Raw genomic sequence first — 25,916 nt, forward strand, 5'->3', positions numbered from 1 at the left:
GCCGCCGAGGATGGCGATTGCGATTAGGCGTGGGCGATGCGATAGGCAAGCCATGCTCCTGTGGCCCCAGCCTTCGCGCAATAGCTTTTTGCACGCCCTCGGGGCCGGGGCGGGTGTGCTTGCCCTGGCTGCCGCTGCTCCGCTGGCCGCGCAGGACGGGGCGGCGACGGGTGCGGGCACTGTCGAGGAACCGACGGGGGAAAGCCCCACGGACCTGCCTTCGCCGCCGGACGCGGTCATCGCCGGGCAGAGCGCACTCGATCCACCGCCCACTGCCGAATTCAACGCAGCAGGCGAACGCCAGATCGCATTTGCTTCCGATATCCTCAGCTACGATTCCGACGCCGATATCGTCACTGCGGAAGGCAACGTCGTGCTTCGTTCGGGCGAACGCTCGGTACGGGCCGACAGCGTCAGCTGGAGTAGGCGGACCGGCGTCATTCTTGCCAGCGGCAACGTCCGCTTCGTCGACGACAACGGGAACCAGCTTTTCTCCGACCAGGTCGAACTGACCGACGAATTCGAAGCGGGTGCGCTGGAGAACCTCTTGCTCGCGCTACGCCAAGGCGGTCGTCTTGCCGCGCGGCGGGGTCTGCGCGAATCCGACGGGACCATTGCGCTGCAAGAGGCCGCCTATAGCGCTTGCGCAGTCGTCACGCCAGAAGGCTGCGACAAGGACCCTAGCTGGCGCATCACCGCCGACCGCGTGATCTACGACCCCGAGGATTCGCAAGTGCGGTTCCAGGGAGCTTACCTCGAGCTGTTCGGGGCGCGCATCCTGCCCCTGCCCGGCCTCGCAATCCGCACCGATGGCGGCGCGGTGAGCGGATTTCTCGTGCCCGACCTGCGCTTTTCGGAAAGCAACGGGGTCGAGGTTTCGGGGAGCTATTACATCCGCTTCGACGACAACAAGGACCTGACGGTTTCGGCCTACGCCTTCACCGAAGCGCCGCCAATGATTTCGGCTCAGTGGCGCCACCTCACGGACAAGGGCGCCTACCAGATCACCGGCTACGCAACGAACAGCCGGCGTTTCACCGACGCATCGCGTACCGACACGTTCGAAAGCGAGCCGCGCGGCTACCTGTTCGCCAACGGCAAATTCCAGTTCACCCCGGAGTGGAGCCTGACGAGCTCGATCAGGCTGGCAAGCGACCGCACTTTCCTGCGCCGTTATGACATCAGCCGCGACGACCGACTGCGTTCGATGGTGGATCTGGAGCGGATCGACCGCAATTCCTACTTCTCGCTGGCAGGCTGGGCCACGCAGACGCTGCGGCTGAACCAGGACCAGGGACAGGTGCCGATCGCCCTGCCCGCCATGGATTACCGCCTGCGCCTCGACGAGCCGGTGCTTGGCGGCAAGATCGAATTGCAGGCCAATACCCTCGCGATCATGCGCGACGAAGGGCAGGATACGCAGCGCGCATTTGCTCGCGCGAAATGGGACCTGCGCAGGATCACGGGTCTCGGCCAGGTCGTGACCCTGACCGGCCTCGTCCGCGGCGACGTCTACCATTCCAACGACAATTTCCTCACGCAGACGGTATCCTATCGCGGCGACAGCGGCTGGCAGGCCCGCGGCGTTGCGCTGGGCGCGCTGGATATCGAATGGCCTTTCGCTGGCGAGCTACTCGGCGGTACGCAGGTCTTCACCCCGCGTGTCCAGCTGGTGGTAACCCCGCCAATAAAAAACCTTGCCATCCCGAACGAGGATGCGCGGGCAATCGACCTCGAAGATTCCAACCTTTTCGCGCTCAACCGTTTTCCGGGCTACGACCGGATCGAGGATGGCGCGCGGATCACCTACGGCTTCGACTGGGAGCTTCGCCGTCCGGGTTGGGAAGTAAAGACGACGCTCGGCCAGTCCTACCGGCTCGATGCCGACCGCGACATCTTTCCTGATGGCACCGGCTTGTCCGAAAAGGTAAGTGATATCGTGGGACGGACCCAGTTGCGGTTCCGCGACTTCGTGAAACTCACGCACCGATACCGCCTGGACAAGGACAATCTGGCCGTAAGGCGCAACGAATTCGATGCGACCGTGGGCACCAGCGCCACTTATGTCGAGGTCGGTTACCTGCGCCTCGATCGCAACATCACCTCGGTAGAGGATTTGCAGGACCGTGAGGAATTGCGCGCTGCTGCACGCCTGTCGTTTGCCAATTACTGGTCGGTCTTCGGATCGGGTGTATTCAACCTCACCAATCGCGACGAGGATCTCAGTCTCTCGAGCGACGGCTTCCAGCCGATCAGGACGCGCCTTGGCCTTGCCTACCAGGACGATTGCCTGGAACTCGGCCTGACCTGGCGGCGCGATTACGTGTCAGCAGGCGATGCCGAACGCGGCGATACGTTCCAGCTCTATTTCAGCTTGAAAAACCTCGGCTTCAGATAGGCGTTGAACAGGCCGTGCCATGTAGTTGGCAGGGGGAAATAAACGCGCTATCCGCCCACGCCATCAGCAACGGTTAAGCCACGCTTTGGCAAAGCCGTTACCTATCCGGGTGCGCTGTGCGCGCCGCAAATGGAATTTTACGCGTGAACGCAACCAAGCTTGCCAAAATGTGCGGTTCTGCCGCTGCTCTCGTCGCTACGCTCGCCCTTGCCGCTACGCCGGCAAGCGTCGGTGCGCAGGCGTCGGTAACGGCCAACACCCTCGACCTTCCGGATGAGCTGACCATGCTCACCAATCCGGACCCGAACGTGCGCCGCGCAACTGCTGTCGTGAATGGCCACGTCATTACCGGAACTGACCTCGACCAGCGTGTCGCCCTTCTCGTAGAAGCGAACCAGTCGGACCTCGCCTCGGACGAAATGCGCCGGGTGCGTGAACAGGTCCTGCGCAACCTGATCGACGAAACGCTGCAGATCCAGGCAGCCGAAGCCGAAGACATCCAGATTTCTAACGCAGAAGTCGATCAGACCTATGCGCGCATCGCCGCACAGAACAACCGCCGCCTCGAAGACATGCAGACGTACCTGCTCTCGATCGGTTCTTCGCCCGCATCGCTCAAGCGACAGATCCATGGCGAACTCGCGTGGCAGCGCCTGCTGCGCCAGAAGGTCGCTTTCTTCGTCAACGTGTCCGCCGAAGAAGTGAACGAGCTGATGGAACGGCTCGAAGCATCGAAGGGTACGGAAGAATATCGTCTCGGCGAAATCTACCTGTCCGCGACGCCTGAAAACGCCGCCGCTGTCGAAGCCAATGCGCTGAAGATCGTCGAACAGCTGCGTCAGGGCGGAAGCTTCGTGGCCTATGCGCGCCAGTTCTCCGAAGCATCGACCGCCGCAGTGGGTGGCGACCTCGGCTGGATTCGCCTGCCACAGCTCAAGAATGCACAGCTCGAAGCGGTCGCTCAGGAAATGCAGCCCGGGCAGCTGGTCGGTCCGATCGAAATTCCGGGCGGTTTCTCGATCCTCTACCTGATCGAAAAGCGCCAGGTACTCACGGCCGACCCGCGCGACGCGATCCTGAGCCTGAAGCAGATCCAGATTTCCTTCGACCAGAACGCCGCGCAGGCAGCCAATGAAGCGCGCCTCCAGGAATTCCTTGCAGGCGTTCAGACCATGCGCGGCTGCGGAAGCGCCAACGAAATCGCCGATCGGATCGGTGCTTCCGTGGTCGACAACGACCAGCTTCGCGCACGTGCACTGCCGGAACAGCTGCAGCAGATCGTCCTCGGCCTCGGCATCGGTGAAGCCACCCCGCCGTTCGGCGACCTGCAGGACGGCGTCCGTGTCCTGATGCTGTGCGGTCGTGACGATCCGGAAGTCCAGTCGGGCCCGAACTTCGACCAGCTCATGCAGCAGATCGAAGACGAGCGGATCAACCGCGCGGCGCAGCGTTACCTGCGTGACCTGCGTAACGACGCCTATATCGAATATAATTGACGCCCGCCGCGCTCCCCCTCGCCGTATCCTTGGGCGACCCTGCGGGGATCGGGCCGGAAATCATCGCCGCCGCCTGGGCGCGCCGGGATGCGGAAACACTCGCCCCCTTCTTTGTGGTGGGCGGCGCAGGCGTCGTTGCCGCAGCGGCGCAATCGTTAGGCACCTCGCTTCCGGTGGAGCGCATTACCAATCCCTCGCAAGCAGCGCAGGTTTTCGGGCGAGCGCTTCCGGTGCTCGGGCTGGAAGACGAACCGTACAGGCCGGGTGAACCGACCGAAAATGGCGCGAGGCTGGCCCTGCACTCCCTTGAACGCGCGACTCAACTCGCGCTCGAGGGGGAAGCTGGAGCGCTCGTCACGGCCCCCATCGCGAAGTCCGAACTCGCAAAGGTCGGCTTCGACCATCCTGGCCAGACCGAATTCTTCGCATCTGCCTGCTCGCTCGACCAGCAAGATGCTGTGATGATGCTTGCCGGTCCCAGCCTGCGCGCCGTGCCGCTGACCGTTCATTGCGCCCTCGCCGAAGTGCCCGGCCGGTTGAGCGTGGACTTGATCTGCCACCGTGCGCGCATCGTCGCACAGGCCCTGCAACGCGATTTCGGCCTCGAACGCCCGCGCCTCGCAGTTTGCGGCCTCAACCCGCATGCCGGCGAAGACGGCCGCTTCGGCGATGAGGAGCAGCGCATCATCGGCCCCGCGATCGAGGCATTGCGCGAAAAAGGTTACGACGTGAGCGGCCCTCACCCCGGAGACGCTCTGTTCACGCCGCGCGCGCGCGCCACCTTCGACGTAGCGCTGGCGATGTATCACGACCAGGCGCTGATACCCTTGAAAGCGCTCGATTTCGACGAGGGCGTCAATATGACGCTTGGCCTGCCTATCGTGCGGACCAGCCCCGATCACGGGACTGCCTTCGATATCGCGGGCAAGGCCATCGCCGATCCCGGTGCGATGATCGCCGCCCTGCGCATGGCAGGCGAAATGGCGCAGCGGCGCGCGCGCCATGACTGATCTGCCGCCCCTGCGCGAGGTTATCGCCCGCCACGGACTCAGCGCCAGCAAGGCGCTCGGCCAGAATTTCCTGTTCGACGAACAATTGCTGGACCGGATAGCCGCTATTCCGGGCGATCTCGCCGGCAGGAAAGTACTCGAAGTCGGGCCCGGACCGGGCGGCCTCACTCGCGCCCTGTTGCGCGCGGGTGCCGACGTCACGGCGGTAGAAATGGACAGCCGCTGCCTGCCCGCACTTGCCGAACTGGGCGAGGCGTTTCCCGGCAAACTCAAGGTCATCCAAGGCGACGCGTTGAAGCTCGATCATGCGGAAATCATGGGCGGCGAGCCTTTCGCCGTCCTGTCCAACCTGCCCTACAATGTCGGAACCGCGCTGTTCGTGCGCTGGCTTGGAGGGGAAAGCTGGCCGCCGCTATGGACCAGCCTTACACTGATGTTCCAGCAGGAGGTCGCCCAGCGCATCGCGGCCACCCCCGACAATTCCGCTTACGGCCGCCTTGCCGTGCTGGCCCAATGGCGCAGCGCGGCGAAGATGGCGATGAAGGTCCATCGCAGCGCCTTCACCCCTCCGCCCAAGGTCATGAGCGCTATCGTTCACGTCGAACCGCGCGAAATGCCCGAGGGCGTCAGCGCGCGGGTGCTGGAGCGGCTCACCGAAGCCGCGTTCGGTCAACGCCGCAAGATGTTGCGCCAGAGCCTGAAAGGCGTGCCCGGTGCGGTGGAAGCGCTGGAACAGGTCGGGATCGACTCCCAGCGCCGCGCGGAAACGCTTTTCGTCGACGATTTCGTGAATCTTGCGCGGATCCTTTCCGCCTAAGCCACTTCGCGCACGATCCTGCGATAGAGGTGCCAGGTCGCATGGCCGAAAATCGGTAGTGCTACCAGCAGACCCAGAAACGCCGGGACCAGGGCGAACAGCAACGACAAGGCGATAATCGCCGCCCACAGGGTGAGCATGAACTTGTTGGACCGGAATGCAGCGAGACTGGTGATGATCGCCGTCAGGAAATCCACCTCGCGATCGACCAGCATCGGCAGGCTGACGACAGTCACCGCGTAGAACGCCAGCGCCATGATCGCGCCCACCGCCGTGCCAACGGCCAGCATCGCCAACCCCGCAGGGGTCAGGAACGCCTCTACCGACTCAGCGCCGACGCCCGATTCTGCCATGAAGATCGCGAAAATGCCGTGAGCGATGATCATCCAGAAACTGAAGGCGACGAAGACGATGCCGCCCATCATGATGAGCTGCTCGTCGCCCTTTCCCCTCACAGCCCCGAGGACTGCGCCCCATTTGACCGGAAGGGCAGCCTCGCGCCGACGGCTTACTTCATAAAGGCCCACTGCAGTAAATGGTGCGACAAGCGGGAAGCCCGCGACGGCGGGAACGAACCACATCGTCTCGCCCCATTCGACCGCCGCGACATAGAGGAACAGCCCTGCCGCGACATAGATCGCGGCGAAGAACAAGCCGTATATTGGGCAAGCGAGGAAATCGGCGAGGCCCGCTTTCAAGGCCTTGCCGAGATCGGCCAGCGACAGATTGGTCGCCACCCTCACCGGCGCGATTTGTGCTTCGCCTGCCGCGTCCATCGTCCCGCCTCCTCTCGATCAGTCCGGTAGGAGGCAGTCTGCTACAGCTTCAGCCGGGCATCAAGCGTCCGCCTTTTTCCTCAAGCGCCAGGCATGGAGCAGCGGTTCGGTATAGCCACTCGGCTGGTCGACACCCTTGAAGATCAAGTCCTTGGCGGCGCTGAAAGCAGCACCGTCCTGGTTTTCCAGAAGGGGTTCGTAGAACGGGTCGCCTGCATTCTGCTCGTCGACCTTGGCGGCCATGCGGTGCAGGCTGTCCATCACCTGGTCTTCGGAAATGACGCCGTGAAGCAGCCAGTTTGCGATATGCTGGCTGGAAATGCGCAGCGTCGCGCGGTCTTCCATCAGGCCGACATCGTTGATGTCCGGCACCTTGGAACAGCCCACGCCTGCATCGATCCAGCGCACCACGTATCCGAGCAGGCCCTGGCAATTGTTGTCTAGTTCTTCGCGGATTTCCTCTTCGGACCAGTTCGTGCCGTCTGCCAGCGGAATGGTCAGCAGTTCTTCCAGCTTGGCCGCATCGCCGAGACCCTTCTGGATCTCGAACACGTCCTCGCGGTGGTAATGGATCGCGTGGAGCGTTGCCGCCGTCGGGCTCGGCACCCAGGCCGTGTTGGCACCGGCACGCAAGTGACCGATCTTCTCGATCATCATCTGGCCCATTAGGTCGGGGGCAGCCCACATGCCCTTGCCGATCTGCGCGCGGCCAGAAAGCCCGTGCGCAAGACCGATGCCGACATTGCGTGCTTCGTACGCCTTGAGCCAGGCGGACGACTTCATCTCGCCCTTGCGCATCATCGGTCCTGCACGCATCGAGGTGTGGATTTCGTCGCCCGTGCGATCGAGGAAGCCGGTGTTGATGAAGACGATCCGGTCCCGCACCGCGTGAATGCAGGCGGCGAGGTTGGCCGAAGTGCGGCGTTCCTCGTCCATCACACCCACTTTGACCGTGTGGCGCGGCAGGCCGAGCAGGTCTTCCACCGCATCGAACAGGTCGTTGGTGAAAGCGCACTCTTCGGGCCCGTGCATCTTGGGCTTCACGATATAGATGCTGCCCTTGCGCGAATTGCCGTATTTGCCGAGGCCGGCGACGTCGTGCGCGCCGATGGCCGAGGTGACGACCGCATCCATAATGCCTTCGGGTATATCCCCGCCGTCCCAGCGCATGGCTGGATTTGTCATCAGGTGACCGACATTGCGGACGAACATCAGGCTGCGACCAGGGAGGGAAAATTCGCTGCCGTCCTGCGCGGTGTAGGTGCGGTCGCCTTCCAGCGCGCGCGTGACGGTCTTTCCGCCCTTCTCGAAACTTTCGGACAGATCGCCCCGGATCACGCCGAGCCAGTTGCGATAGGCGAGTAGCTTATCTTCCGCATCGACGGCGGCGACCGAATCTTCGCAATCGGCAATCGTGGTCAGCGCCGCTTCGAGATTGATTTCGGCAATGTTGGCCGGATCGCTGCGACCGATCGGGTGGTCGGCGTCGAAAACAACCTCGATATGGAGGCCATTGTGCTTGAACAGGCAGGCCTTGTCGTTCCAACCGAGGCACTGCGCCGGATCGGCTAGGGGAATGCCGTTGTTCTTGACGTCCGCCAGTTCGGACCACTTCTTGCCGCCCGCCAGCGGTACGGCCTCGTCCATGAAAGCCTTGGCCTTCGCGATCACCGCCGCGCCGCGATCCTCGTCATACCCGCCGGGCCGCGCCGCAGGGGCGTCGAGCGCATCGGTGCCGTAAAACGCGTCGTAAAGGCTGCCCCAGCGCGCATTCGCGGCATTAAGAAGGAAGCGCGCATTGAGGATCGGCACCACGAGCTGCGGCCCTGCCATCGTCGCGATCTCGGGATCGACATTCTCGGTCCCGATGGTGAAGTCGCCCGGCTCGGGCACGAGATAGCCGATCTCTTCGAGAAATGCGCGATAGGCCTTCGCATCATGCGGCTGGCCCGCACGCTCCGTGTGCCACGCATCGATTTTCGCCTGAAGATCTTCGCGCTTCTGCAGCAGGGCGCGGTTGCGGGGCGCGAACGTGCCGAGCAGATCGGCGAAACCCGCCCAGAAATCATCCGTATCGCGTCCGAGCGGTGCGATCACTTCGGTTTCGATAAAGGCGGCCAGAGCCGGATCGACTTCGATCCCTGCGCGCGTCACGTAATCTGTCATGGAACTCCCTTGGGGTATTCGAATGGCGATGTGTACCCGGGGAGGAGCGATCCGACGTATGCCGCCAGCGGTTGACGATTGCAAGCGGCGGGGTGGACACTTGGCGCATCCCGACTAAGGAAGTTGCCGATGAAACCGGACAGTGCCACGCAAGCCCTTCTCGACGCAATCGATGCAGACACCATGCTGCGCGAAGTCCAGGACTGGGCGGCCATCAATACCGGCACCGCGAACATCGAAGGCCTTGGGAAAATGGCCGGCGTCCTTGGCGATGCCTTCAGCGCCCTACCCGGCGAGGTCGAGCTGGTCGAACCCGCCACCGTAACCGCCATCAGCGCGGACGGACGCGAGTATGAAAAGCCCCATGGCAGGCACATGCTCCTGCGGGTGCGCCCCGAGGCCGAGCGGCGTTTCGTCCTGACCGGCCACATGGACACCGTCTTCCCAGTCGACCATCCGTTTCAGGAAACCGTGTGGCTGGACGACGAGACGATCAACGGCCCCGGCACCGCCGACATGAAGGGCGGCCTCAACGTCATCCTCCACACGCTCAAGCTGTTCGAGACGATCGAAGGCTCCAAGCGCGTCGGCTATGACGTGATGATCAATTCGGACGAGGAAACCGGTAGTCTCGCCAGCCGCAGCCTCATTGAGGATCTGGCGCGCGGGAAGTATGCCGCACTGACCTACGAGCCGAGCGCCCTGCCCGATGGAACGCTGGCCCATGCGCGCGGTGGGACGGGCAATTACTCGATCACGATCACTGGCAAGTCCGCCCATGCCGGACGCAATCCGCACGATGGCCGCAATGCCATCGTCGCTGCCAGCGACCTGGTGCTGCGGATCAAGGCGCTCGAGGCGGACGACATCACCGTAAACCCGGCGAAGATCGAAGGCGGTGCGGCCAACAATGTCGTGCCGGACCTTGCCATCCTGCGCTTCAACATCCGTCCAAAATCGACCGATGCGATGAACCGCTTCGACGGCGAACTCGACGCGATCCTGCGCATGATCGAGGCCGATCACGAAGTCGGCATCCACCGGCACGGAGGCGTCACCCGTCCGCCCAAGCCGGTCGACGAGAAAGCCCAACGTCTGTTCGATCTCGTAAGATCCTGCGGTGCCGAGCTCGGCCAGGAGATCGGCTGGAAGAGCACCGGCGGGGTTTGCGATGGTAACAACATCGCTGCCACCGGCGTCCCCGTGGTCGACACCATGGGCGTGCGCGGCGGGGCAATCCATTCACCGGACGAATTCATGATCGTCCCATCCTTGCGGGAACGCGCGGCATTGTCCGCGCTGGTCCTGACCAAGCTTTCCACCGGAGACCATTTGTGACTTTCCGCCTGCGCGCTGCCCATATCAGCGACCTTGAACACCTTTACGAGATGGCCAAGCTGACGGGCGGCGGCTTTACCAACCTGCCGGCAGACAGGGCGGCGCTGACCCGCAAGCTGGAGCGCGCCGAGGCTGCGTTCTCGCGCACCGACGACGAGCTTGGCGACGACCAGTTCACCCTCGTGCTGGAAAACACCGAGACCGGGCAGGTGCGCGGCACTTGCCAGCTCTTCACCCAAGTCGGCCAGCAATGGCCGTTCTACAGCTATCGCATGACCACGCTGACGCAGCACAGCCAGGAACTGGACCGCACCGTGCGCGCGGAAATGCTCAGCCTCACGACCGATCTCGAAGGGTCGAGCGAAGTCGGTGGCCTGTTCCTGCACCCGGGCGAACGGGCTGGCGGTCTCGGCCTCCTGCTGGCGCGCAGCCGCTATCTCTTCGTGGCGATGCACCGCGCGCGTTTTGCCGACCGTGTCCTCGCCGAATTGCGCGGCGTGATCGACGATCGCGGCGGATCGCCCTTCTGGGACGGAGTTGCAGGGCGTTTTTTCGGCATGACCTTCCAGGAAGCGGACTATTTCAACGCCATCAACGGCAACCAGTTCATTGCTGATCTCATGCCCAAGCACCCGGTTTATATCGCAATGCTGGATGAGGAGGCGAAGAAGGTCATCGGCGTGCCGCACCCCAGCGGCCGTGCAGCCATGCGGATGCTCGAGAACGAAGGCTTCGCGGCGGAAGGCTATGTCGACATATTCGACGGCGGCCCCACAATGACGGCACGCACCGACAATGTGAAAAGCATCGCGAACGCCAAGGCCGCCACCGTTTCCGCGACCAATCTTGAGGAAGGCGAACGTGCCCTCCTTGCCACCGGCAAGTTCGACGATTTCCGCAGCTGCTATGGCCTGCGCGCATTCGGAGATGACGGCAGCGTTGCGATCGACAAGACTGCCGCCGAGACGCTCGGCGTCGGCAAGGGTGACGAAGTATGGAGCGTCGCCCGATGAGCCTCGTCGAGATCAATTTCGACGGCATCGTCGGGCCAAGCCACAATTACGCCGGCCTTAGCCTCGGGAATATCGCCAGTTCCAGCCATGGCGGGGATACCAGCTATCCGCGCGCGGCGGCCCTTCAGGGCCTTGGCAAGATGCGCTCCAATATGGAGCTCGGCCTTGCGCAGGGTTTCCTCTTGCCCTTGCCGCGACCCAACCTCGGGTTGATCCGCGATTTGGCATTAGGAGCAGAAGCCCCGCGCCAGCTGATCGCAGCAGCCTGGTCGGCCAGTTCGATGTGGACCGCCAACGCCGCCACCGTCAGCCCCGCTCCCGATACCTCAGACGGGCGGTGTCACCTGACGCCTGCCAATCTCGTGACGATGGCCCACCGCGCGCAGGAATGGCGCGACACCAAGGCGCAGCTCGACATCGCGTTCGGCGACACCAAGCATTTCGCTGTCCATGACGCCATCCTTTCAACCTTCGGCGATGAAGGTGCAGCCAACCATATGCGCTTTTGCGAAGGACACGGCGCCGAGGGCGTGGAAGTGTTCGTCTACGGCACGCAGGGCGGAAAATTTCCCGCGCGCCAGCACGAACAGGCCAGCCGCGCGGTCGCTCGCCTGCACGGGCTGGACCCGGCAAGATGCGTGTTTATCGAACAGAACCCGGAAGCGATTGCAGCAGGCGCGTTCCACAATGATGTGGTCTCCGTTGCCAATGAGCGCGTATTGTTCACTCACGAACGCGCGTTTGCCGACAAGCAGGGCGCGTACGACGCGATTGCAGCGGCTTTCCCCGCCCTGCAGGTGGTCGAGGTGCCTGAAAGCGCCGTCAGTCTCGAAGAAGCGATCCGGACCTACCTGTTCAATGCGCAGCTGCTGACCCTGCCCACCGGCGAGATGGCTCTCGTCGTGCCGACGGAGTGCCAGGAAAGCGCTGCAGTCTGGTCGTGGTGCGAACATATGCTCGCGACGAATGGCCCCATCCGCAAGGTCATCCCGGTGGTTGTGAAGCAATCGATGGCCAATGGCGGCGGCCCCGCCTGCCTGCGCCTGCGGGTTGTAGCCGATCCGGCAACAGTCGATCCACGCTTCATGCTGGATGAGGCCAAGCTGGAGCGCGTAGAGGCGGTCGTGGCGGAAAACTGGCCGGAACAGATCGATCCGGTCGATATCGGCAGCGATGCCCTGGCAAAGACAGTGATCGAAGCGCGCGAGGCGCTGCTATCTGTCCTGTCCTTGGACACTCTCGCTTAAAGCATCCGAACACGGTTAACGCGCTGGACTCGGCTTCCGCGCCGCGCCTACACTCCTTGTTGCATTAACCACCGGAAGCCGCAGGCTGGCGTCGAAACCCGCCCGAACAAGCAACCGGAAGTTAACAAATCGAGGAAGCGCACACACCCATGTGGACCAAGATCAAGCGGCTTTTCGTGATCAAGACACGCTTCGAAGCGTTCCTGATCATCTACGCCCTTGCGCTTGGCGCCATGACGCGCGGCGCGCATTACACGGTCGAATACCCCGGCGTCGGCGGTTGGCTGCTCATGGCAGCCACCGCGGGCGCTGTGTTCCTGGGCGGTGCGAAAATCCTCGATGCGATCCGCTACGAGACCGAAGCGCGCAAGGCCGAAGAGGCTGAGGGTCCAGCCTCGGAATAGTTTCGAACTCTACAATGAAGGTGGGGGTTTCTGTTGCTAGCTACCCCCGGAGCCCCGGATTCCGCTTCTGTTGCCCGGTGGGTCCAACCGCGCTTTAGCTTTGTAAGATCAGGCCGTTAGGCCGTCAGGTTACGCAGCGATTGCGAGTGCTTCGTTATCGTTGGCACTTGTGTGTTGTGAACAGTTTTACGGGGTTTTCAGCCCGGGCAAAAACACTGTCTTTCAGCACACGTCGATCCTAGTTCGGCCCCGTCAAAAACCGCGCATTTACCGCGGGTTATGGTGGAGCCGCCGGGTACTGCCCCCGGGTCCGTTGTACCTATTGCACAGCGCAGTTTATCGCCATAGCCGGCCGAAACCGACAGGACCCATATAGCGATCAAAGCCTTAATGTGAAGTGAGCGGGCGCATGCGGTGCACAAAGCGCCAGCTTCATGCACCGGAATCGCTTATCCCATCGGCCCGTTTTTGGGAGCACCGGGAGCGCCGCCTTTCAGCGCATCACGGATTTCCTTGAGCAGGTCGATCTCGCTCGGGCCTGCGGGTGCCTCTTCTTCCTTCTCCTCGAATTCGGCCATCACCTTCTTGGCGTAGCGAACAAGCAGGAAGATGATGAAAGCAAGGATGAGGAAATTGATGATTGCCGTGATGAAACTGCCGTAACCGATCATCGCCGCGCCCGCTTCCTGCAGGGCGGCGTAATCGTCCATCGCACCCTCATAGCCTTCAGGCGTGCTGAGCAGAATGAAATAGCGGCTGAAATCGGCACCGCCGAAAATTGCGCCAACTATCGGCATGATGATCTCGTCGGTCAGCGATTTTACGATCGTGGCGAATGCCCCGCCGATAATCACTGCGACGGCGAGTTCCATGACATTGCCCTTGGCAATGAATTCCTTGAAATCCTTGAGCATAATTAGTGTCCCTCCGCTGCGACCCGGATGAACAATTCCTGCCAAAATTGATCCAGGTCTACAAGCGCTGGAATCCTTGAACGGGGCTGCAACCGTGCTATCTAGGTAAAACAGTATTCGAAAAAGGGGTTTCTCGATGACACGTTTCGCCAGCTTCCGCGTCGCTATTGTTGCGGCGGCCGCAATGGCTCTCTCGGCCTGCGGCATCAACTCGGTTCCGGCAGCAGAAGAAAACGCCAAGGCGAAGTGGGCCGATGTGGAGGCGCAGTTCCAGCGCCGTGCCAATTTGATCCCTAATCTCGTCGAAGTGGCGCAAGGCGCTGCCGAGAACGAGCGCACGATCCTCACTGAGGTTACCGATGCGCGTGCCCGCGCCACCAGCGTGAATATCGACGCTGCCGATCTTGGCGATGCCGTAAAGATGGCCGAATTCCAGGCCGCGCAGAACCAGCTTGGACAGGGCCTTGGCCGCCTGCTCGCAAGCTTCGAAGCCTATCCGCAGATTCAGTCGAACCAGAACTTCCTCGCGCTGCAGAGCCAGCTGGAAGGCACGGAAAACCGCATCGCAGTCGCCATTCGCGATTACAACGAAGCCGTGCGCGAATATAACACGACGATCCGCACCTTCCCCGACACCATCGGCGCGAACATCATCCACGGCGCAGAACCGCTGGTTCCTTACGAGGCTGCGACGGAAGGCGCCGAAGTTGCTCCGACCATCGACATGACCTCGAACTGAGCGCGTTGATGCGGCACCTGCATGCCTTGCTCGCCTTGGCGGGGGCGCTGCTTGCGTCCCCTGCCCTGGCGCAGGATTTTCCCGAGTTGACTGGTCGGGTGGTAGACCAGGCGGACTTGCTTAGTCCGGCTGAAGAGGCAGAGCTGACGCAGAAGCTGGCCGCGCTGGAGGACCAGTCGCAGCGCCAGCTCGTCGTGGCGACCATCCCCGACCTGCAAGGGTACGACATTGCCGACTACGGCTACCAGTTGGGCCGCGAGTGGGCGCTTGGTGACACCGACCGAGACGACGGCGCATTGCTGCTGGTCGCTCCGAACGAACGCAAGGTGCGCATCGAGGTCGGCTATGGCCTTGAAGGCATCCTCACGGACGCCCTCTCCTCGGTGATCATCCAGAACGCCATTCTTCCCGAGTTCCGGAACGACAATTATCCCGCCGGTATCAATGCCGGCGCCGATGCGATCATCAGCCAGCTGGTCCTGCCCGAGGACGAAGCACGCCGGATCGCTGCAGAGGCGAGCCAGACTCGCGAAGCCGATAGCGGCTTCCCCTATGGCGGGTTGATCTGGTTCGGTTTCATCTTCTTCTTTTTCATCCTGCCCATGCTGACCGGTCGAGGCCGCAGGCGGCGCTACAAGCGCGGTCCGTGGGGCAACACCGCACGCGACATCATTCTTTGGGAAGTCGGCTCGGCCATCGCGCGCGGCGCGCTGTCGGGCGGCGATGACTGGGGTGGCGGCTCTGGCGGCGGGTTTGGCGGAGGCTTCGGCGGCGGCGGATTTTCCGGCGGCGGTGGCAGCTTCGGCGGCGGCGGCGCATCGGGGGGTTGGTAATGGCAAGCTATCTGAACGCAGAGCAGCACAAGATCGTATCGGATGCGGTCGCTTCGGCAGAAGAGACGACTGCGGGTGAGATCGTTACCGTCCTCGCCGACCGCAGCGACGGGTACACCGACGTCTCGCTGGTCTGGGCGATTGCGCTTGCCTTTACGGCCATGAGCCTGTTCGCACTCTTTCCAGTGCCCTTCCAGGACTTGTGGGATTCGCTCTTCGGCGGGTGGCGTCACGAATGGACCACGGGCGAGATTGCCAGCCTGACCATCGCGTTGGGCCTCATCACCTTCGTCGCCGCATGGGCCATCCAGCTGTGGGATGCACTCCGCTTTGCGTTGATCCCCGGACCGGTGAAATTTGCGCGGGTCCACGCGCAAGCGGTCAAGCACTTCAAGGTCGGCGCGGAGCGTCGCACCCATGGTCGTACCGGTGTCCTGCTGTATCTCTCGATGCGTGAGCACCGCGCAGAGATCGTCGCTGACGAACCGATCGCAGCGAAAGTGGATGCGGAAGTCTGGGGCAATGCGATGGCTGACATGCTTGCGGAAATCAAAGAGGGCCGGATTGCCGAAGGCCTCGCGGCAGGCGTGCGCGATGTCGGCGCAGTCCTCTCGCAGCACTTCCCCCGCGCAGACGACGACGTGAACGAGTTGCCCGACCGCCTCATCGAAGTCTAGGGAGGCCGCATGGCCGAACCTATCGAAGTGCCGGGCCGCGATGCGGATGCCGACAAGCCTGAAGAAACGATGTGGCAGGGACATTTCGTCACCGCCAAGCGCCGTGGCCGCTGGGAATACGCCAGCCGCTCGCGCGGGATCAGGGCCGCTGCCATCATCGCCATCGACGAGGAGGATCATGTGATCCTCGTTTCCCAATACCGCGTGCCGCTGGGGCGGATTTGCCTGGAAATTCCCGCCGGTCTCATCGGCGATGATGAAGGCAAATCCGGCGAGAGCGCCGAAGACGCCGCGGCGCGCGAGCTGGAGGAAGAAACCGGCTACCGCGCCGCTCGCATGGAAAACCTCGGCGAATTCTATTCCTCCCCCGGAATGGTGAGTGAAAGCTTCACGCTCATGCGCGCCTATGGCCTGGAGAAGGTCGGCGACGGCGGCGGTACGGATAGCGAGGACATCGTCGTCCACCGCGTCCCGCGAACCGAACTCGCGGAATTCGTTGCCCGCTGGCGCGCGATGGGTCACGGTGTGGATGTAAGGATCGCGATGCTGATGGCATCGCACGCAATGTTATCGGGAGAGTAGGAATGGCGAAACGGTGTGCAGGCAAGCTGGCGCTGGTGACCGGCGCGGCGCAAGGCCTCGGGCGTGCCCATGCAAGACGGCTGGCCGAAGAAGGCGCGCGGGTGCTGTGCACCGATATCAATGGTGAAGGCGCCGAAGCGACCGCCGCCGAAATCGTCGAAGAGATGGGTGCAGGCCATGCCTATGGTGTCCAGCACGACGTAACCAACCCCGAAGACTGGGAGCGTGTGGTCGAAACCGCCGATGCGGAACTCGGCGGCCTGAATGTGCTGGTGAACAACGCGGGTATCGGCGTCGCCGGTAATATCGAGACCTGCGATTTCGACGACTGGAAGCGGTGTTTTTCGGTCAATGTCGATTCGATCTTCCACGGCTGCCAGAAGGCCCTGCCGCTGATGCGCGAGCACGCGCCCGGTTCGATCATCAACATTTCCTCGATCGCCGGCCTCATCGCCAGCGACACGATGCCTGCGTACAATGCGTCGAAAGCTGCAGTCTGGATGCTGTCGAAGTCGATTGCGCTGCATTGCGCCAAGAAGCAGATGCAGATCCGCTGCAATTCCATCCACCCGACATTCGTCGATACGCCGATCCTCGACGGGACGGCACGACATTCGGGACTGGATAAGGATGTGCTGCTGGAAAAACTCGCCCGGCAGATCCCGCTCAGGTTCGTTGGCGAGCCGAACGATATCGCCAATGCGGTGGTTTATCTCGCCAGTGACGAGAGCCGTTTCATGACCGGTGCGGAGCTCAAGCTCGACGGCGGTATCTCGGCCATGTGACGGATTAGAGGACGCGGTATTGCCCCCGCGTCCTCTGTCAGTCTGCGATCAATCCGATCGCCAGGTAGATCAGGATGAAGCTGCCGAAGCCGAGCAGCGTTCCCAGGACGAAACCGACGCGAACCAGCGTGGTGTCGATCCCGAAGTAGCGGCCGATACCGGCGCATACACCCATCATCTTTGCATTTGTGCGGTCCAGTTTGAAACTGCGGCTGGGGCGCACTGCATTGTCGTCGCGGAATTTAAGCTCGCTCATGCGATCATTCCGGTCGGGGTGGCATAGGCAATGGCGGTGGCGAAGAAGCCGGCCGAGATCATTACCGAAACGGCAGCGGCCATGACGCGGCTACCGATGTTTTCATTGTCGAACATAAGATTGTTTCCTTCCAATGGGTTGGGTGGCGATCAGGCGACGAGGCCAGCGGGTGTGGCGGGGATGATTGCGAAAGCCATGCTGAGTGCCGAGAGGCCGAGTGCGAAGACAGCTGCGAAAGCCTTGTTGGTGTCGAATGCGAAAGCGGACATGAGTGATACTCCCTTTTTGATTTCTGCGTCCCGCCGGACCTTCCGGGGGACACCAGAATGATTGCAACAGGCGTGCCAAACTCGAAGAACGGCAGATTTCTGCGGATGTCCGCTTAATCTGCCAGACAGGTTTCGTTCATCAATCCGAAAGGTTGGGAAATTTCGCCAACATTTGGATTTCGCCAAATTGCTGGCGGTAGGAGGCACCCCGCGCTAACGCTTTCGGGCCCATGCTCGAGCGCATTTCCCTCACCCAGTTTCGCAACCATGCCACTACCGACCTGGTGGATACGGCGCGTTTCAACCTGCTGGTTGGCGAGAACGGTGCGGGCAAAACCAATGTCCTGGAGGCGCTGTCCCTGCTCGCGCCCGGAAGGGGACTGAGGCGCGCGGCACTGGTCGACATGGTGGCCCACGGCGCTGCGACGGGCTTCGCAATCGGTGCAGATCTCTCGCAGGAAGGTGAAAGCGTTCGCCTCGGCACCTATACGGAAAGCGACAATCCCGGTCGCCGGAAGGTCCGGATCAACGGTGCCGAAGCCACCGCCTCTGCGCTCGGGGAGTGGCTCGCGCTAACGTGGCTCACACCCGCAATGGATGGCTTGTTCACCGGCCCCGCCGCCGATCGCAGGCGATTCATGGACCGCATGGCCCTCGCCCTCGACCCGGCGCACGCCAGCCATGCATCGCGCTACGAAGCGGCGCTGCGCGAACGCAACCGGCTGCTGGCAGACGACCGCGCACCGGACAGTTCATGGCTCGAAGCGATCGAGGCGCAGATGGTCGAACACGGCGGACGCCTTATCGCCGGACGCGCTGCACTGGTCGATACCTTGGTGGCCAGCATCGCGCATATGCCTGCCGAGCCCTTTGCCCGCCCTGCCCTCACCTATGCTCCGGGCGGAGCCGACAATGCAGACGCCCTGTCGCAATCCCTGTTCGAGAACCGCACACGCGACCGCGCGGCGCAGCGCACGCTCACCGGCCCACATCGTGACGAGCTGGAAGTGATCCACGCAGCAAAACGCGTACCTGCCGCGCAGAGTTCGACCGGAGAACAGAAGGCCATGCTCGTCGCGATAACGCTCGCGCATGCCGCACTGGCCGCCAAAGGTCGCAGCGGTGTCCTGTTGCTGGACGAAGTCGCCGCGCACCTCGACCCGATCCGGCGCGCAGCCTTGTTCGATCAACTTTCCGCCAGCGGTGCGCAGGTCTGGATGACAGGCACCGAACTCGCGCCCTTCGAAACCATCGCGCCGCAAGCCGCAACCTGGCGGGTCGAGGGCGGCGAGGTCACGCGTATCTAATCCTTGGCAGGAATAGCCGCTTCGATCCGCTCTACAGTCGCCTCCACCAGACGATCGATCCCTTCGTTCGTGGGGTGGATGCGGTCATCCTGGAAAAGCGAGGGATCCTGGTAGATGCTCTCAAGCCAGAACGGGACCAGCGTCGCGCCGTATTCCTCCGCCAGTTCGGGATAGAGCTCGTCGAAGTCCTGCTGGTATTCCGGCCCGTAATTCGGCGGAGCACGCATGCCCATCAATACGACGGGAATGTCACGCTGGCGCAATTCGCCAAGCATGCTCTCGAAATTCTTGCGGGTCTGTTCGGGCGAAAGCCCGCGCAGCATGTCATTGCCGCCAAGCTCCAGCAGGACGAGGTCCGGCTTCACTTCCTGCGCATCAAGGGCGAAGGATAGGCGCTTTGCGCCTGCACCGCTGGTTTCGCCCGATACGGCGGCGTTCACCATCTGCGCATTGATGCCGCGTTGGCGCAGCGCTCTCTCCAGTTCGGTCGGATAGCTGTTCTCCAGACCCACCCCATACCCCGCGAACAGGCTGTCACCGAAGGCGAGGATATGCCGTTCCGGCCCCGCCACCTCGATTGCCTCGGCATTCGGTGCGGCAGCGCTCGTATCACCCGTCCGATCGACGGTTTCGGCCTCGCTGCCACAGGCGGCAAGGGACAGGGCGGCGGCAAGCATCGACAAACTACGCAGAACCATCGGCGGACTTCCTTGAGAGTTGCTGTGCCATCTGCCATCGCAGCCGCGTGACCACTTCTCAAGATGCGATTTGCGCTCGCGACCTGCGCCTCACCCTCGGCTCCACCCAGGCCCCCGTTGAAATCCTCAAGGGGCTGGACCTCACTATCAAGCATGGGGAGACCGTCGCCCTGCTCGGCCCGTCGGGTTCGGGAAAGAGCTCGCTGATGGCGGTGCTGTCGGGGCTGGAACGCGCGACAAGCGGCACGCTGAGCGTTGCCGGCCAGGATTTTGCCGCGATGGACGAAGACGACCTTGCCCGTGCGCGCCGCGGCCGCATCGGCATTGTGCTTCAGGCATTTCACCTCCTGCCGACGATGACTGCGCTTGAAAACGTGGCGACACCGATGGAACTGGCCGGCGAAAGCGATGCGCAGGAGCGCGCCAAGGCGGAACTCGAAGCAGTCGGTCTGGGCCACCGCCTCGACCACTACCCGCAACAACTTTCCGGCGGAGAGCAGCAACGCGTGGCGATCGCCCGCGCCATCGCATCGCGTCCCGATCTCATTTTTGCGGACGAACCGACCGGAAATCTCGACGCGGCAACGGGCCACGAGATCGTGGAACTCCTGTTCGCCCGCCGGGCCGGAACCGGCGCGACACTGCTGGTTATCACCCATGATCCGGACCTTGCCGACCATTGCGAGCGCGTCCTGACGCTGGGTGACGGTCGCATCGCGAGCGATACCGCCGCATGAGCTGGTCGACCGCCTGGCGGATCGCACGACGCGATCTCAATACCCGCTTCAAGGGCCTGCGCCTGCTGCTGGTATGCATCTTCCTCGGTACGGCAGCCCTCGCCGCGATCGGCACGCTGACCGCTGCAATCGAGCGTGAACTGGCGGCCAATGGCCAGCAATTCCTCGGCGGCGACCTACAGGTCGAACTGTGGCAGCGTTCCCTCAACGAGGATGAACGCGCGGCCCTGGAAGAACTAGGCACGGTATCGGCGGGCACACGCCTGCAAGCCATGGCGCGCAAGGACGACAATGCCGCGCCGATCGAACTGAAGGCCGTTGACGAGCTTTACCCGCTATATGGCGAACTGGTTTTGGAAGGCGGGCGCAAAGTCGGCGCTCCTACGGGTAACGATGCCTATATTGCGCCCGGTGCCGCCGACCGCCTTGGCCTGGAGACGGGCGACACCTTCCTGATCGGTACCGAGACACTGCAGGTGGCCGGAATCATCGAAGATGAGCCGGACAGGCTAGGCGAAGGCTTCCAGCTGGGCCCGACCATCATCGTGCCCGAATCCCTACCGGAGCGGGCCGGATTGCTCGCCCCCGGTGCCATGTACCAGAGCAAGACGCGGGTCGCCTTCGACGCATCCCGCGACCTGGAAGCGACGGAAGAAGACCTCGAGGCGCGTTTCCCCGAGGCCGGTTTCGATATCGACACTGCCGACCGCGCGGCCCCTGGCACCGACCGCTTCGTCAGCCGGATGAGCGAGTTCCTGACCCTCGTTGGCCTTGCGGCCTTGGTGATTGCAGGGATCGGCATCGGCGGAGGCGTATCATCCTATCTCGACGCGCGGCGCCAGTCGGTGGCCACCCTCAAGATACTCGGAGCGACGAGCCGCGACATCGCGCGCATTTATTCGTTGCAGATATTCGCAGCCGCCGCAGTTGGCAGCATCGCCGGGCTTGCTGTCGGCGTCGCCGTCGTACCGCTGCTCGCACCGGCGCTGGAAGGGTTGCTGCCGGTCGATACGGGCTTCGTCTTCGATCCGGGCGCCCTGCTCCTCGCCACGGCCTATGGACTCCTTGTCGCGCTTGTCTTCGCGGCCCCTCCGCTGATGCGGGCACGGCATTTCCCTGCGATGGCATTGATGCGATCGAACATCGCCCCGCTGGCGCGCGACCGCTCTGCCTTGTTGGTGGTGATCGCGGGTCTTGCTGCTATCGTCGGACTTGCGCTCGTAACGGCCAGCCAGCCCCTACTTTCCGGCGGTTTTCTCCTCGGTGCGGCTGTGGTCCTGGCACTTCTGGCGCTGCTGGGATGGGCCATTCGCAAGATCGCCGCTGCCCTGCCGCGTCCAACCAGCCCCATCGCCCGCACGGCATTGGCCAATATCCATCGCCCCGGTTCGAGCACCGGTGCTCTGGTCACCGCGCTGGGGTTCGGCCTTGCGTCTTTCGTACTCCTGGCGGCGGTGCAAAGCGCCATCGATGGCAATATCGAAAAGCGCGTACCTGCGCAGGCTCCCGACTATTTCGTGCTCGACGTCCCGCGCGAACAGGAAGAGCGCTTCAGCGAACTGATCCTGCAGACGGACCCGGACGCCGAGATACGGACCGTTCCCGCGCTGCGCGGTTCGGTGCTCGCCTTCGGATCCGAAGGCGACATGACGCGGACTTCCGAGCTTGAGGAAATCCCCGATGGTGCGTGGGCTCTTCGCGGCGAACGCGGCCTTACCTATGCCAACGCCGTTCCCCCGGGAAACAGCCTGACCGAAGGGCAATGGTGGGACGCGACATATGACGGGCCGCCGCTGGTTTCGATCGACGAGGAATTCGCGCAGGCGGCTGGCCTTGGAATCGGCGACCGGCTGACGTTCGGCGTGCTAGGCGTGGAAGTGGAAACCCAGATCGCGAGCCTCCGCCAGGTCGACTGGGAAAGCATGGGTTTCAATTACGTCTTCGTGCTGAGCCCGAATGCCTTGCGCGATACGCCGCACAACCTCGCGGCGACGGTTGAGTTGGCCGAAGGCACGCCGAAAGGCCCGCTTCTGCAGGCGCTGGTGCGCGAATTGCCGTCGACCTCGGTAATCGAGGTGGGTGGTGTCCTCCAGCAGGTGCGCACAATCCTCGAACAGGTCGGACTGGCGACGCTTGCCGCGGCGAGCGTGGCGGTTCTGGCAGGTCTTGCAGTGCTGCTTGGCGCGATTGCTGCGGCGCGGGCCTCGCGCACCTATGACACGGTCGTCCTGCGCGTATTGGGCGCGGACCGGCGCCAGGTGCTGGTCATGCAGCTGATCGAATATGCTCTTCTTGCAGGAGCGCTCGCACTCGTGGCGCTGGGGCTTGGCAGCCTTACCGCATGGCTCGTGGTAACCCAGCTATTCGAGTTCGACTGGCTGCCCGATTGGGGCGAGGTGCTGGCAGTGCTCGGGCTCGGGCTTGTAACCGTGCTGGTCTTCGCCGTGGGCGGATCGCTTCCCTTGCTGAAGGCTAAGCCCGCACAAGCCCTGAGGGCGCTGTAAAAGAAAATCCCCCGCTCTGAGGCGGGGGATCAAGGCTAGGTTCGTCAGGGGACAAACCCTCGGGTCGCATTTCCCCTATAACCTACCTGCTGTGACGATTCCGGGACATCGATCCACGCGTCCCGCAATGGGACCGGCAGCACCTGAATTATGAATGGCATGAAAAAGGGGGCTCGAAAGCCCCCTTCTCCTTGTTTCAGGGGTGCTCGCCGCTTAGAAGCGGAAGCGTACCACGCCGCCGTAGGTGCGCGGTGCGCTCGGGTAACCCGAGATCGAACCTTCCTGAGCAACGCTCGGGAACAGGGTGCCGATGTACTGGTCGTTCAGCAGGTTACGTGCCCACAGGCCGAATTCCAGACCGTTCTCCATCGCAAACGTCGTGGACGCGTTCACGAGGTTGATCTCGCGGCGATAGTCGCGGGCAACCGCACGCGCAGCCTCGTCGGAGCCGAAGCCGCCGATTGCGTTGAGGATCTGCGTATTGCTGGTGTGGTTGTAGTCGAGACGGGTGACCAGGCGGTTGCCCGACAGGCCGAATTCATGCGTGTAGGTCGCCGAGGTGGCGATGTTCCACGCAGGAATACCTGCAGGACGCTGACCGGAAAGATCACCAGCCGGACCGTCGACGAAGCTGTCGAACAGCGGATCGAGGTGCGTCACTGCGAAGGTCAGGACCAGCGGATCGACCGGGTTGATCGTCGTGTCGAATTCGAAACCGCGAACCGACTGTTCACCCGCATTCGTCAGCTGGAAGCCGGTGCCGGTGAAAAGGAAGTCCTGGAAGCCTTCGAGCGACTGGTCGAACACAGCCAGGTTGAAGCCCATGCGGTCGAACTGTGCCTTGAGGCCAACTTCCCAGACCTTTGCCTGCTCCGGACCAGCGAAGCGCGAACCCGTCGTCAGGTTGGGAACAGCGAGTCCAGCGTTCAGGATCGGCGAGGACGGCGCCAGGATCTGGCTACCGAACGGACCCGGGATGTAGTCACCGAATGCCGGGCGTGAATCGCGCGACAGGTTGACCGAGCTGGCTTTGAAGCCAGTCGCGTAGCTGATGTAGGCGTTCAGGTCTTGCGTGACGTCGTAGGCGAGACGCAGAGTGTACGAGAAATCGTCGTCACGCGTGCGGCCGTCTTCGATCGAGTTCGGCAGGTCGACGAACGGCGGCTGGAACTGGAATGCCTGAAGGCCCAGCAGCGGGTTGACCGTGGGGTCGGTCGCAGCAGCGGCGATTGCACCGAAGATAGGCGCAGTTGCCGGATTGCTTGCGAAGCCCTGGATCACGGCCGGCGTCACATCCGCCGGCGAAATGCCGAGGGCACCGGCGATCTGGCCGACGATGACCGCATCGACGAGATTGACGTTTGCGAGCGGGTCATAGGAGACCTGGCTGAGTGCAAAGTCCTTCTTGTCGTCCGTGTAGTTGAACCCGCCGGTGAGGACGAGACCTTCAAGAACCTCGAAGTCCACCTGGCCGAAGATCGACCACGCCTTGTTGTCCATCGAATATGCTTCGCTGGTCAGGAGCGGCGTGTTGAAGATGCTGTCCTGCGGCAGGCCGAGCGCACCTTCGATGGTGTTGAACGAGAAGGTCGGGTCCTGGGCGATAAATGCACCGAGGAATTCACCATAGCCACGGAAATCGGAACCGGTCTGCAGTTCGCTTTCCTGGTTGATGCTTTCGTCGAAGTAGTAGCCGCCGAGCAGGAAATTCAACGGACCGTCGAAGTCAGACGACACGCGCAGTTCCTGGGTGAAGGTCTGGACGTCCTGAGCGCGAACTTCGCTGGCGAGGTCGGCGCTGGTGAAGTCGATGTCCTGGTCGAAGAAGTTGTCCAGTTCGCGATAGGCCGTGATCGACGTCACGGTCAGCGCGCCGACGTTCCAGTCGGCCTGCAGCGAAACGCCGTAGTTGTCCACTTCGTTGACCGGCTCACGGTTGAGGTAGGTATCGTAGCTGAACAGGTTTTCACGATCGATCGCACCACCGAGCGCAAAGATCGCTGCGCCGGTCGGACCGTTGCGGACGTTGCCGACAGTACAGCAGACTTCGTCGATACGGCTGTAGTCGCCGATAAGGCGGAACTTGAGGTCTGCGGTCGGTTCGAACAACAACTGGCCGCGGGCGGACCAGCGGTTGCGATCGTTCAGGTCAGCATCGAGGTTGACGATCCGCCCGTAACCATCGCGCTTATTGTAGGAACCGTCGACCGAGAACGCGAGATTTTCGCCGATCGGGCCAGTGAGGTCACCCTTGATGATGATCTGGTTGAGATTGCCGTATACCGCCTCGACGCTGCCGCCGAGTTCGTACTGCGGTTCGCGTGTGACGACCGAGATGACACCGGCCGATGCGTTTTTGCCGAACAGGGTCGACTGGGGACCGCGGAGGACTTCGATACGCTGGACGTTGGCGAGGTCGGAAAGAGCGCCTGCGGTACGCGAACGGAAGACGCCGTCGATGAAGACGCCGACCGACGGTTCGAGACCGAAGTTGTTGGCGCCGTTACCGAAGCCGCGGATGAAGAAGGTGGTGTTCGACGAGCTCTGGAGCTGGCTGACGCGCAGCGAAGGCGCAACGGTCTGGAGATCGAGAACGTCGCGGATCTGCGCCTGCTCGATGACTTCGCCCGAAGTAACCGAAACCGAAACCGGGACTTCCTGCAGCGTCTGTTCGCGCTTGGTCGCAGTCACAACGATGACGTTGCCCATATCCTGCTCTTCGGTCTCGAGCGCCATTTCATCGGCGTCGGGCTCTGCGACTTGCTGGTCCTGCGCGACGGCGGCGCTCGGCAGCGTAATAGCTGCGGCACCGGCCAACAGGACTGTACGAACGGCCGCTTTCCGGCCGAAACGATTGAAATTCATGAATAATCCTCTCTCAAAACCATAACTTGGTCGGCTGCGTAGTCCCCACAATCACGCAAGCTGGTGTCGAATTATTGCGCTGGTC

24 protein-coding genes and 1 other RNA gene are annotated in these 25,916 nt (G+C 62.7%); 16 read left to right on the forward strand and 9 right to left on the reverse strand.

The features are described from left to right. Positions 1–52: 52 nt before the first annotated feature. The 4 genes from CVE41_RS03275 (at position 53) to rsmA (ending at position 5,721) form a co-directional block, all read left to right on the forward strand. A complete protein-coding gene (locus tag CVE41_RS03275) occupies positions 53–2,398 on the forward strand; it encodes an LPS-assembly protein LptD (protein WP_100259364.1) in 2,346 nt (781 codons plus the stop codon). A gap of 134 nt (positions 2,399–2,532) precedes the next feature. Continuing rightward, positions 2,533–3,894 (forward strand): peptidylprolyl isomerase, encoded by a 1,362-nt coding sequence (locus CVE41_RS03280; protein ID WP_408633967.1) that lies wholly within the window; start codon positions 2,533–2,535, stop codon positions 3,892–3,894. A gap of 29 nt (positions 3,895–3,923) precedes the next feature. Beyond that, positions 3,924–4,904 (forward strand): 4-hydroxythreonine-4-phosphate dehydrogenase PdxA, encoded by a 981-nt coding sequence (pdxA, locus tag CVE41_RS03285; protein ID WP_232725778.1) that lies wholly within the window; start codon positions 3,924–3,926, stop codon positions 4,902–4,904. Further along, positions 4,897–5,721 (forward strand): 16S rRNA (adenine(1518)-N(6)/adenine(1519)-N(6))-dimethyltransferase RsmA, encoded by an 825-nt coding sequence (rsmA, locus tag CVE41_RS03290; protein ID WP_100259366.1) that lies wholly within the window; start codon positions 4,897–4,899, stop codon positions 5,719–5,721. Before pdxA ends, rsmA begins: the two co-directional genes overlap by 8 nt. Here the strand turns inward: rsmA and CVE41_RS03295 are convergent. Together CVE41_RS03295 and CVE41_RS03300 are read right to left on the reverse strand one after the other, a co-directional pair. Then, a complete protein-coding gene (locus tag CVE41_RS03295; RefSeq protein WP_100259367.1) occupies positions 5,718–6,497 on the reverse strand; it encodes a DUF2189 domain-containing protein in 780 nt (259 codons plus the stop codon). The two genes, rsmA and CVE41_RS03295, sit on opposite strands and share 4 nt — an antisense overlap. A gap of 60 nt (positions 6,498–6,557) precedes the next feature. Further along, the gene (locus CVE41_RS03300) at positions 6,558–8,663 is read right to left on the reverse strand and encodes a malate synthase G (protein ID WP_100259368.1); all 2,106 of its coding nucleotides are present in this window, start codon (positions 8,661–8,663) and stop codon (positions 6,558–6,560) included. Between the two features lie 129 nt (positions 8,664–8,792). Here CVE41_RS03300 and CVE41_RS03305 point away from each other — a divergent pair, with 129 nt between their 5' ends. From CVE41_RS03305 to CVE41_RS03320, 4 genes are all read left to right on the forward strand, one after another. Then, positions 8,793–10,001 (forward strand): hydrolase, encoded by a 1,209-nt coding sequence (locus CVE41_RS03305; RefSeq protein ID WP_100259369.1) that lies wholly within the window; start codon positions 8,793–8,795, stop codon positions 9,999–10,001. Next, entirely contained in the window at positions 9,998–11,014 is a 1,017-nt protein-coding gene (locus CVE41_RS03310) for an arginine N-succinyltransferase (RefSeq protein WP_100259370.1), read from the forward strand. Before CVE41_RS03305 ends, CVE41_RS03310 begins: the two co-directional genes overlap by 4 nt. Continuing rightward, complete coding sequence (locus CVE41_RS03315; protein ID WP_100261348.1) at positions 11,011–12,261, forward strand: N-succinylarginine dihydrolase; 1,251 nt, start codon at positions 11,011–11,013, stop codon at positions 12,259–12,261. The genes CVE41_RS03310 and CVE41_RS03315 overlap by 4 nt, the downstream gene beginning before the upstream one ends. Positions 12,262–12,410: 149 nt before the next feature. Next, complete coding sequence (locus tag CVE41_RS03320; protein ID WP_100259371.1) at positions 12,411–12,665, forward strand: hypothetical protein; 255 nt, start codon at positions 12,411–12,413, stop codon at positions 12,663–12,665. Positions 12,666–12,721: 56 nt separating this feature from the next. Here CVE41_RS03320 and ssrA read toward each other — a convergent pair. Further along, positions 12,722–13,066, reverse strand: a transfer-messenger RNA (tmRNA) gene (ssrA, locus tag CVE41_RS03325). 48 nt (positions 13,067–13,114) lie between these two features. Further along, positions 13,115–13,579 (reverse strand): large conductance mechanosensitive channel protein MscL, encoded by a 465-nt coding sequence (mscL, locus tag CVE41_RS03330; protein WP_100259372.1) that lies wholly within the window; start codon positions 13,577–13,579, stop codon positions 13,115–13,117. Positions 13,580–13,715: 136 nt separating this feature from the next. On the opposite strand from mscL, the gene CVE41_RS03335 reads away from it, so the two are divergent. The 5 genes from CVE41_RS03335 to CVE41_RS03355 are packed head-to-tail and all read left to right on the forward strand — an operon-like array spanning position 13,716 to position 17,195. Further along, complete coding sequence (locus tag CVE41_RS03335; protein ID WP_100259373.1) at positions 13,716–14,318, forward strand: LemA family protein; 603 nt, start codon at positions 13,716–13,718, stop codon at positions 14,316–14,318. Between the two features lie 8 nt (positions 14,319–14,326). Continuing rightward, the gene (locus tag CVE41_RS03340) at positions 14,327–15,151 is read left to right on the forward strand and encodes a TPM domain-containing protein (protein ID WP_100259374.1); all 825 of its coding nucleotides are present in this window, start codon (positions 14,327–14,329) and stop codon (positions 15,149–15,151) included. Further along, complete coding sequence (locus CVE41_RS03345; RefSeq protein ID WP_198507708.1) at positions 15,151–15,828, forward strand: TPM domain-containing protein; 678 nt, start codon at positions 15,151–15,153, stop codon at positions 15,826–15,828. Before CVE41_RS03340 ends, CVE41_RS03345 begins: the two co-directional genes overlap by 1 nt. Before the next feature lie 9 nt (positions 15,829–15,837). Then, positions 15,838–16,410, forward strand: a complete 573-nt coding sequence (locus tag CVE41_RS03350) for an NUDIX hydrolase (protein ID WP_100259376.1) — start codon at positions 15,838–15,840, stop codon at positions 16,408–16,410. A 2-nt stretch (positions 16,411–16,412) separates the two neighbouring features. After that, the gene (locus CVE41_RS03355) at positions 16,413–17,195 is read left to right on the forward strand and encodes an SDR family oxidoreductase (protein WP_100259377.1); all 783 of its coding nucleotides are present in this window, start codon (positions 16,413–16,415) and stop codon (positions 17,193–17,195) included. A gap of 37 nt (positions 17,196–17,232) precedes the next feature. Here CVE41_RS03355 and CVE41_RS03360 read toward each other — a convergent pair whose 3' ends face one another. The 3 genes from CVE41_RS03360 to CVE41_RS03365 are packed head-to-tail and all read right to left on the reverse strand — an operon-like array spanning position 17,233 to position 17,720. Then, positions 17,233–17,451 (reverse strand): PspC domain-containing protein, encoded by a 219-nt coding sequence (locus CVE41_RS03360; RefSeq protein WP_100259378.1) that lies wholly within the window; start codon positions 17,449–17,451, stop codon positions 17,233–17,235. Beyond that, positions 17,448–17,567 (reverse strand): recombination protein F, encoded by a 120-nt coding sequence (locus CVE41_RS14705; protein ID WP_198507709.1) that lies wholly within the window; start codon positions 17,565–17,567, stop codon positions 17,448–17,450. Before CVE41_RS14705 ends, CVE41_RS03360 begins: the two co-directional genes overlap by 4 nt. A gap of 33 nt (positions 17,568–17,600) precedes the next feature. Then, positions 17,601–17,720 (reverse strand): recombination protein F, encoded by a 120-nt coding sequence (locus tag CVE41_RS03365; RefSeq protein WP_100259379.1) that lies wholly within the window; start codon positions 17,718–17,720, stop codon positions 17,601–17,603. Positions 17,721–17,950: 230 nt separating this feature from the next. Here CVE41_RS03365 and recF point away from each other — a divergent pair, with 230 nt between their 5' ends. Further along, a complete protein-coding gene (gene recF / locus CVE41_RS03370; protein ID WP_100259380.1) occupies positions 17,951–19,027 on the forward strand; it encodes a DNA replication/repair protein RecF in 1,077 nt (358 codons plus the stop codon). Here recF and CVE41_RS03375 read toward each other — a convergent pair. Then, a complete protein-coding gene (locus CVE41_RS03375; RefSeq protein ID WP_232725779.1) occupies positions 19,024–19,725 on the reverse strand; it encodes an arylesterase in 702 nt (233 codons plus the stop codon). The two genes, recF and CVE41_RS03375, sit on opposite strands and share 4 nt — an antisense overlap. Positions 19,726–19,772: 47 nt before the next feature. Here CVE41_RS03375 and CVE41_RS03380 point away from each other — a divergent pair, with 47 nt between their 5' ends. Next, positions 19,773–20,462: an ABC transporter ATP-binding protein gene (locus CVE41_RS03380; RefSeq protein ID WP_100259382.1), complete on the forward strand. Its 690-nt coding sequence runs from the start codon at positions 19,773–19,775 to the stop codon at positions 20,460–20,462. Continuing rightward, positions 20,459–22,966 (forward strand): ABC transporter permease, encoded by a 2,508-nt coding sequence (locus tag CVE41_RS03385; RefSeq protein WP_100259383.1) that lies wholly within the window; start codon positions 20,459–20,461, stop codon positions 22,964–22,966. Before CVE41_RS03380 ends, CVE41_RS03385 begins: the two co-directional genes overlap by 4 nt. Positions 22,967–23,179: 213 nt before the next feature. Here CVE41_RS03385 and CVE41_RS03390 read toward each other — a convergent pair whose 3' ends face one another. Then, positions 23,180–25,831, reverse strand: a complete 2,652-nt coding sequence (locus CVE41_RS03390; RefSeq protein ID WP_100259384.1) for a TonB-dependent receptor — start codon at positions 25,829–25,831, stop codon at positions 23,180–23,182. Positions 25,832–25,916: the final 85 nt, after the last annotated feature.

Source organism: Qipengyuania seohaensis (assembly GCF_002795865.1).
GTDB classification, from domain to species: domain Bacteria; phylum Pseudomonadota; class Alphaproteobacteria; order Sphingomonadales; family Sphingomonadaceae; genus Qipengyuania; species Qipengyuania seohaensis.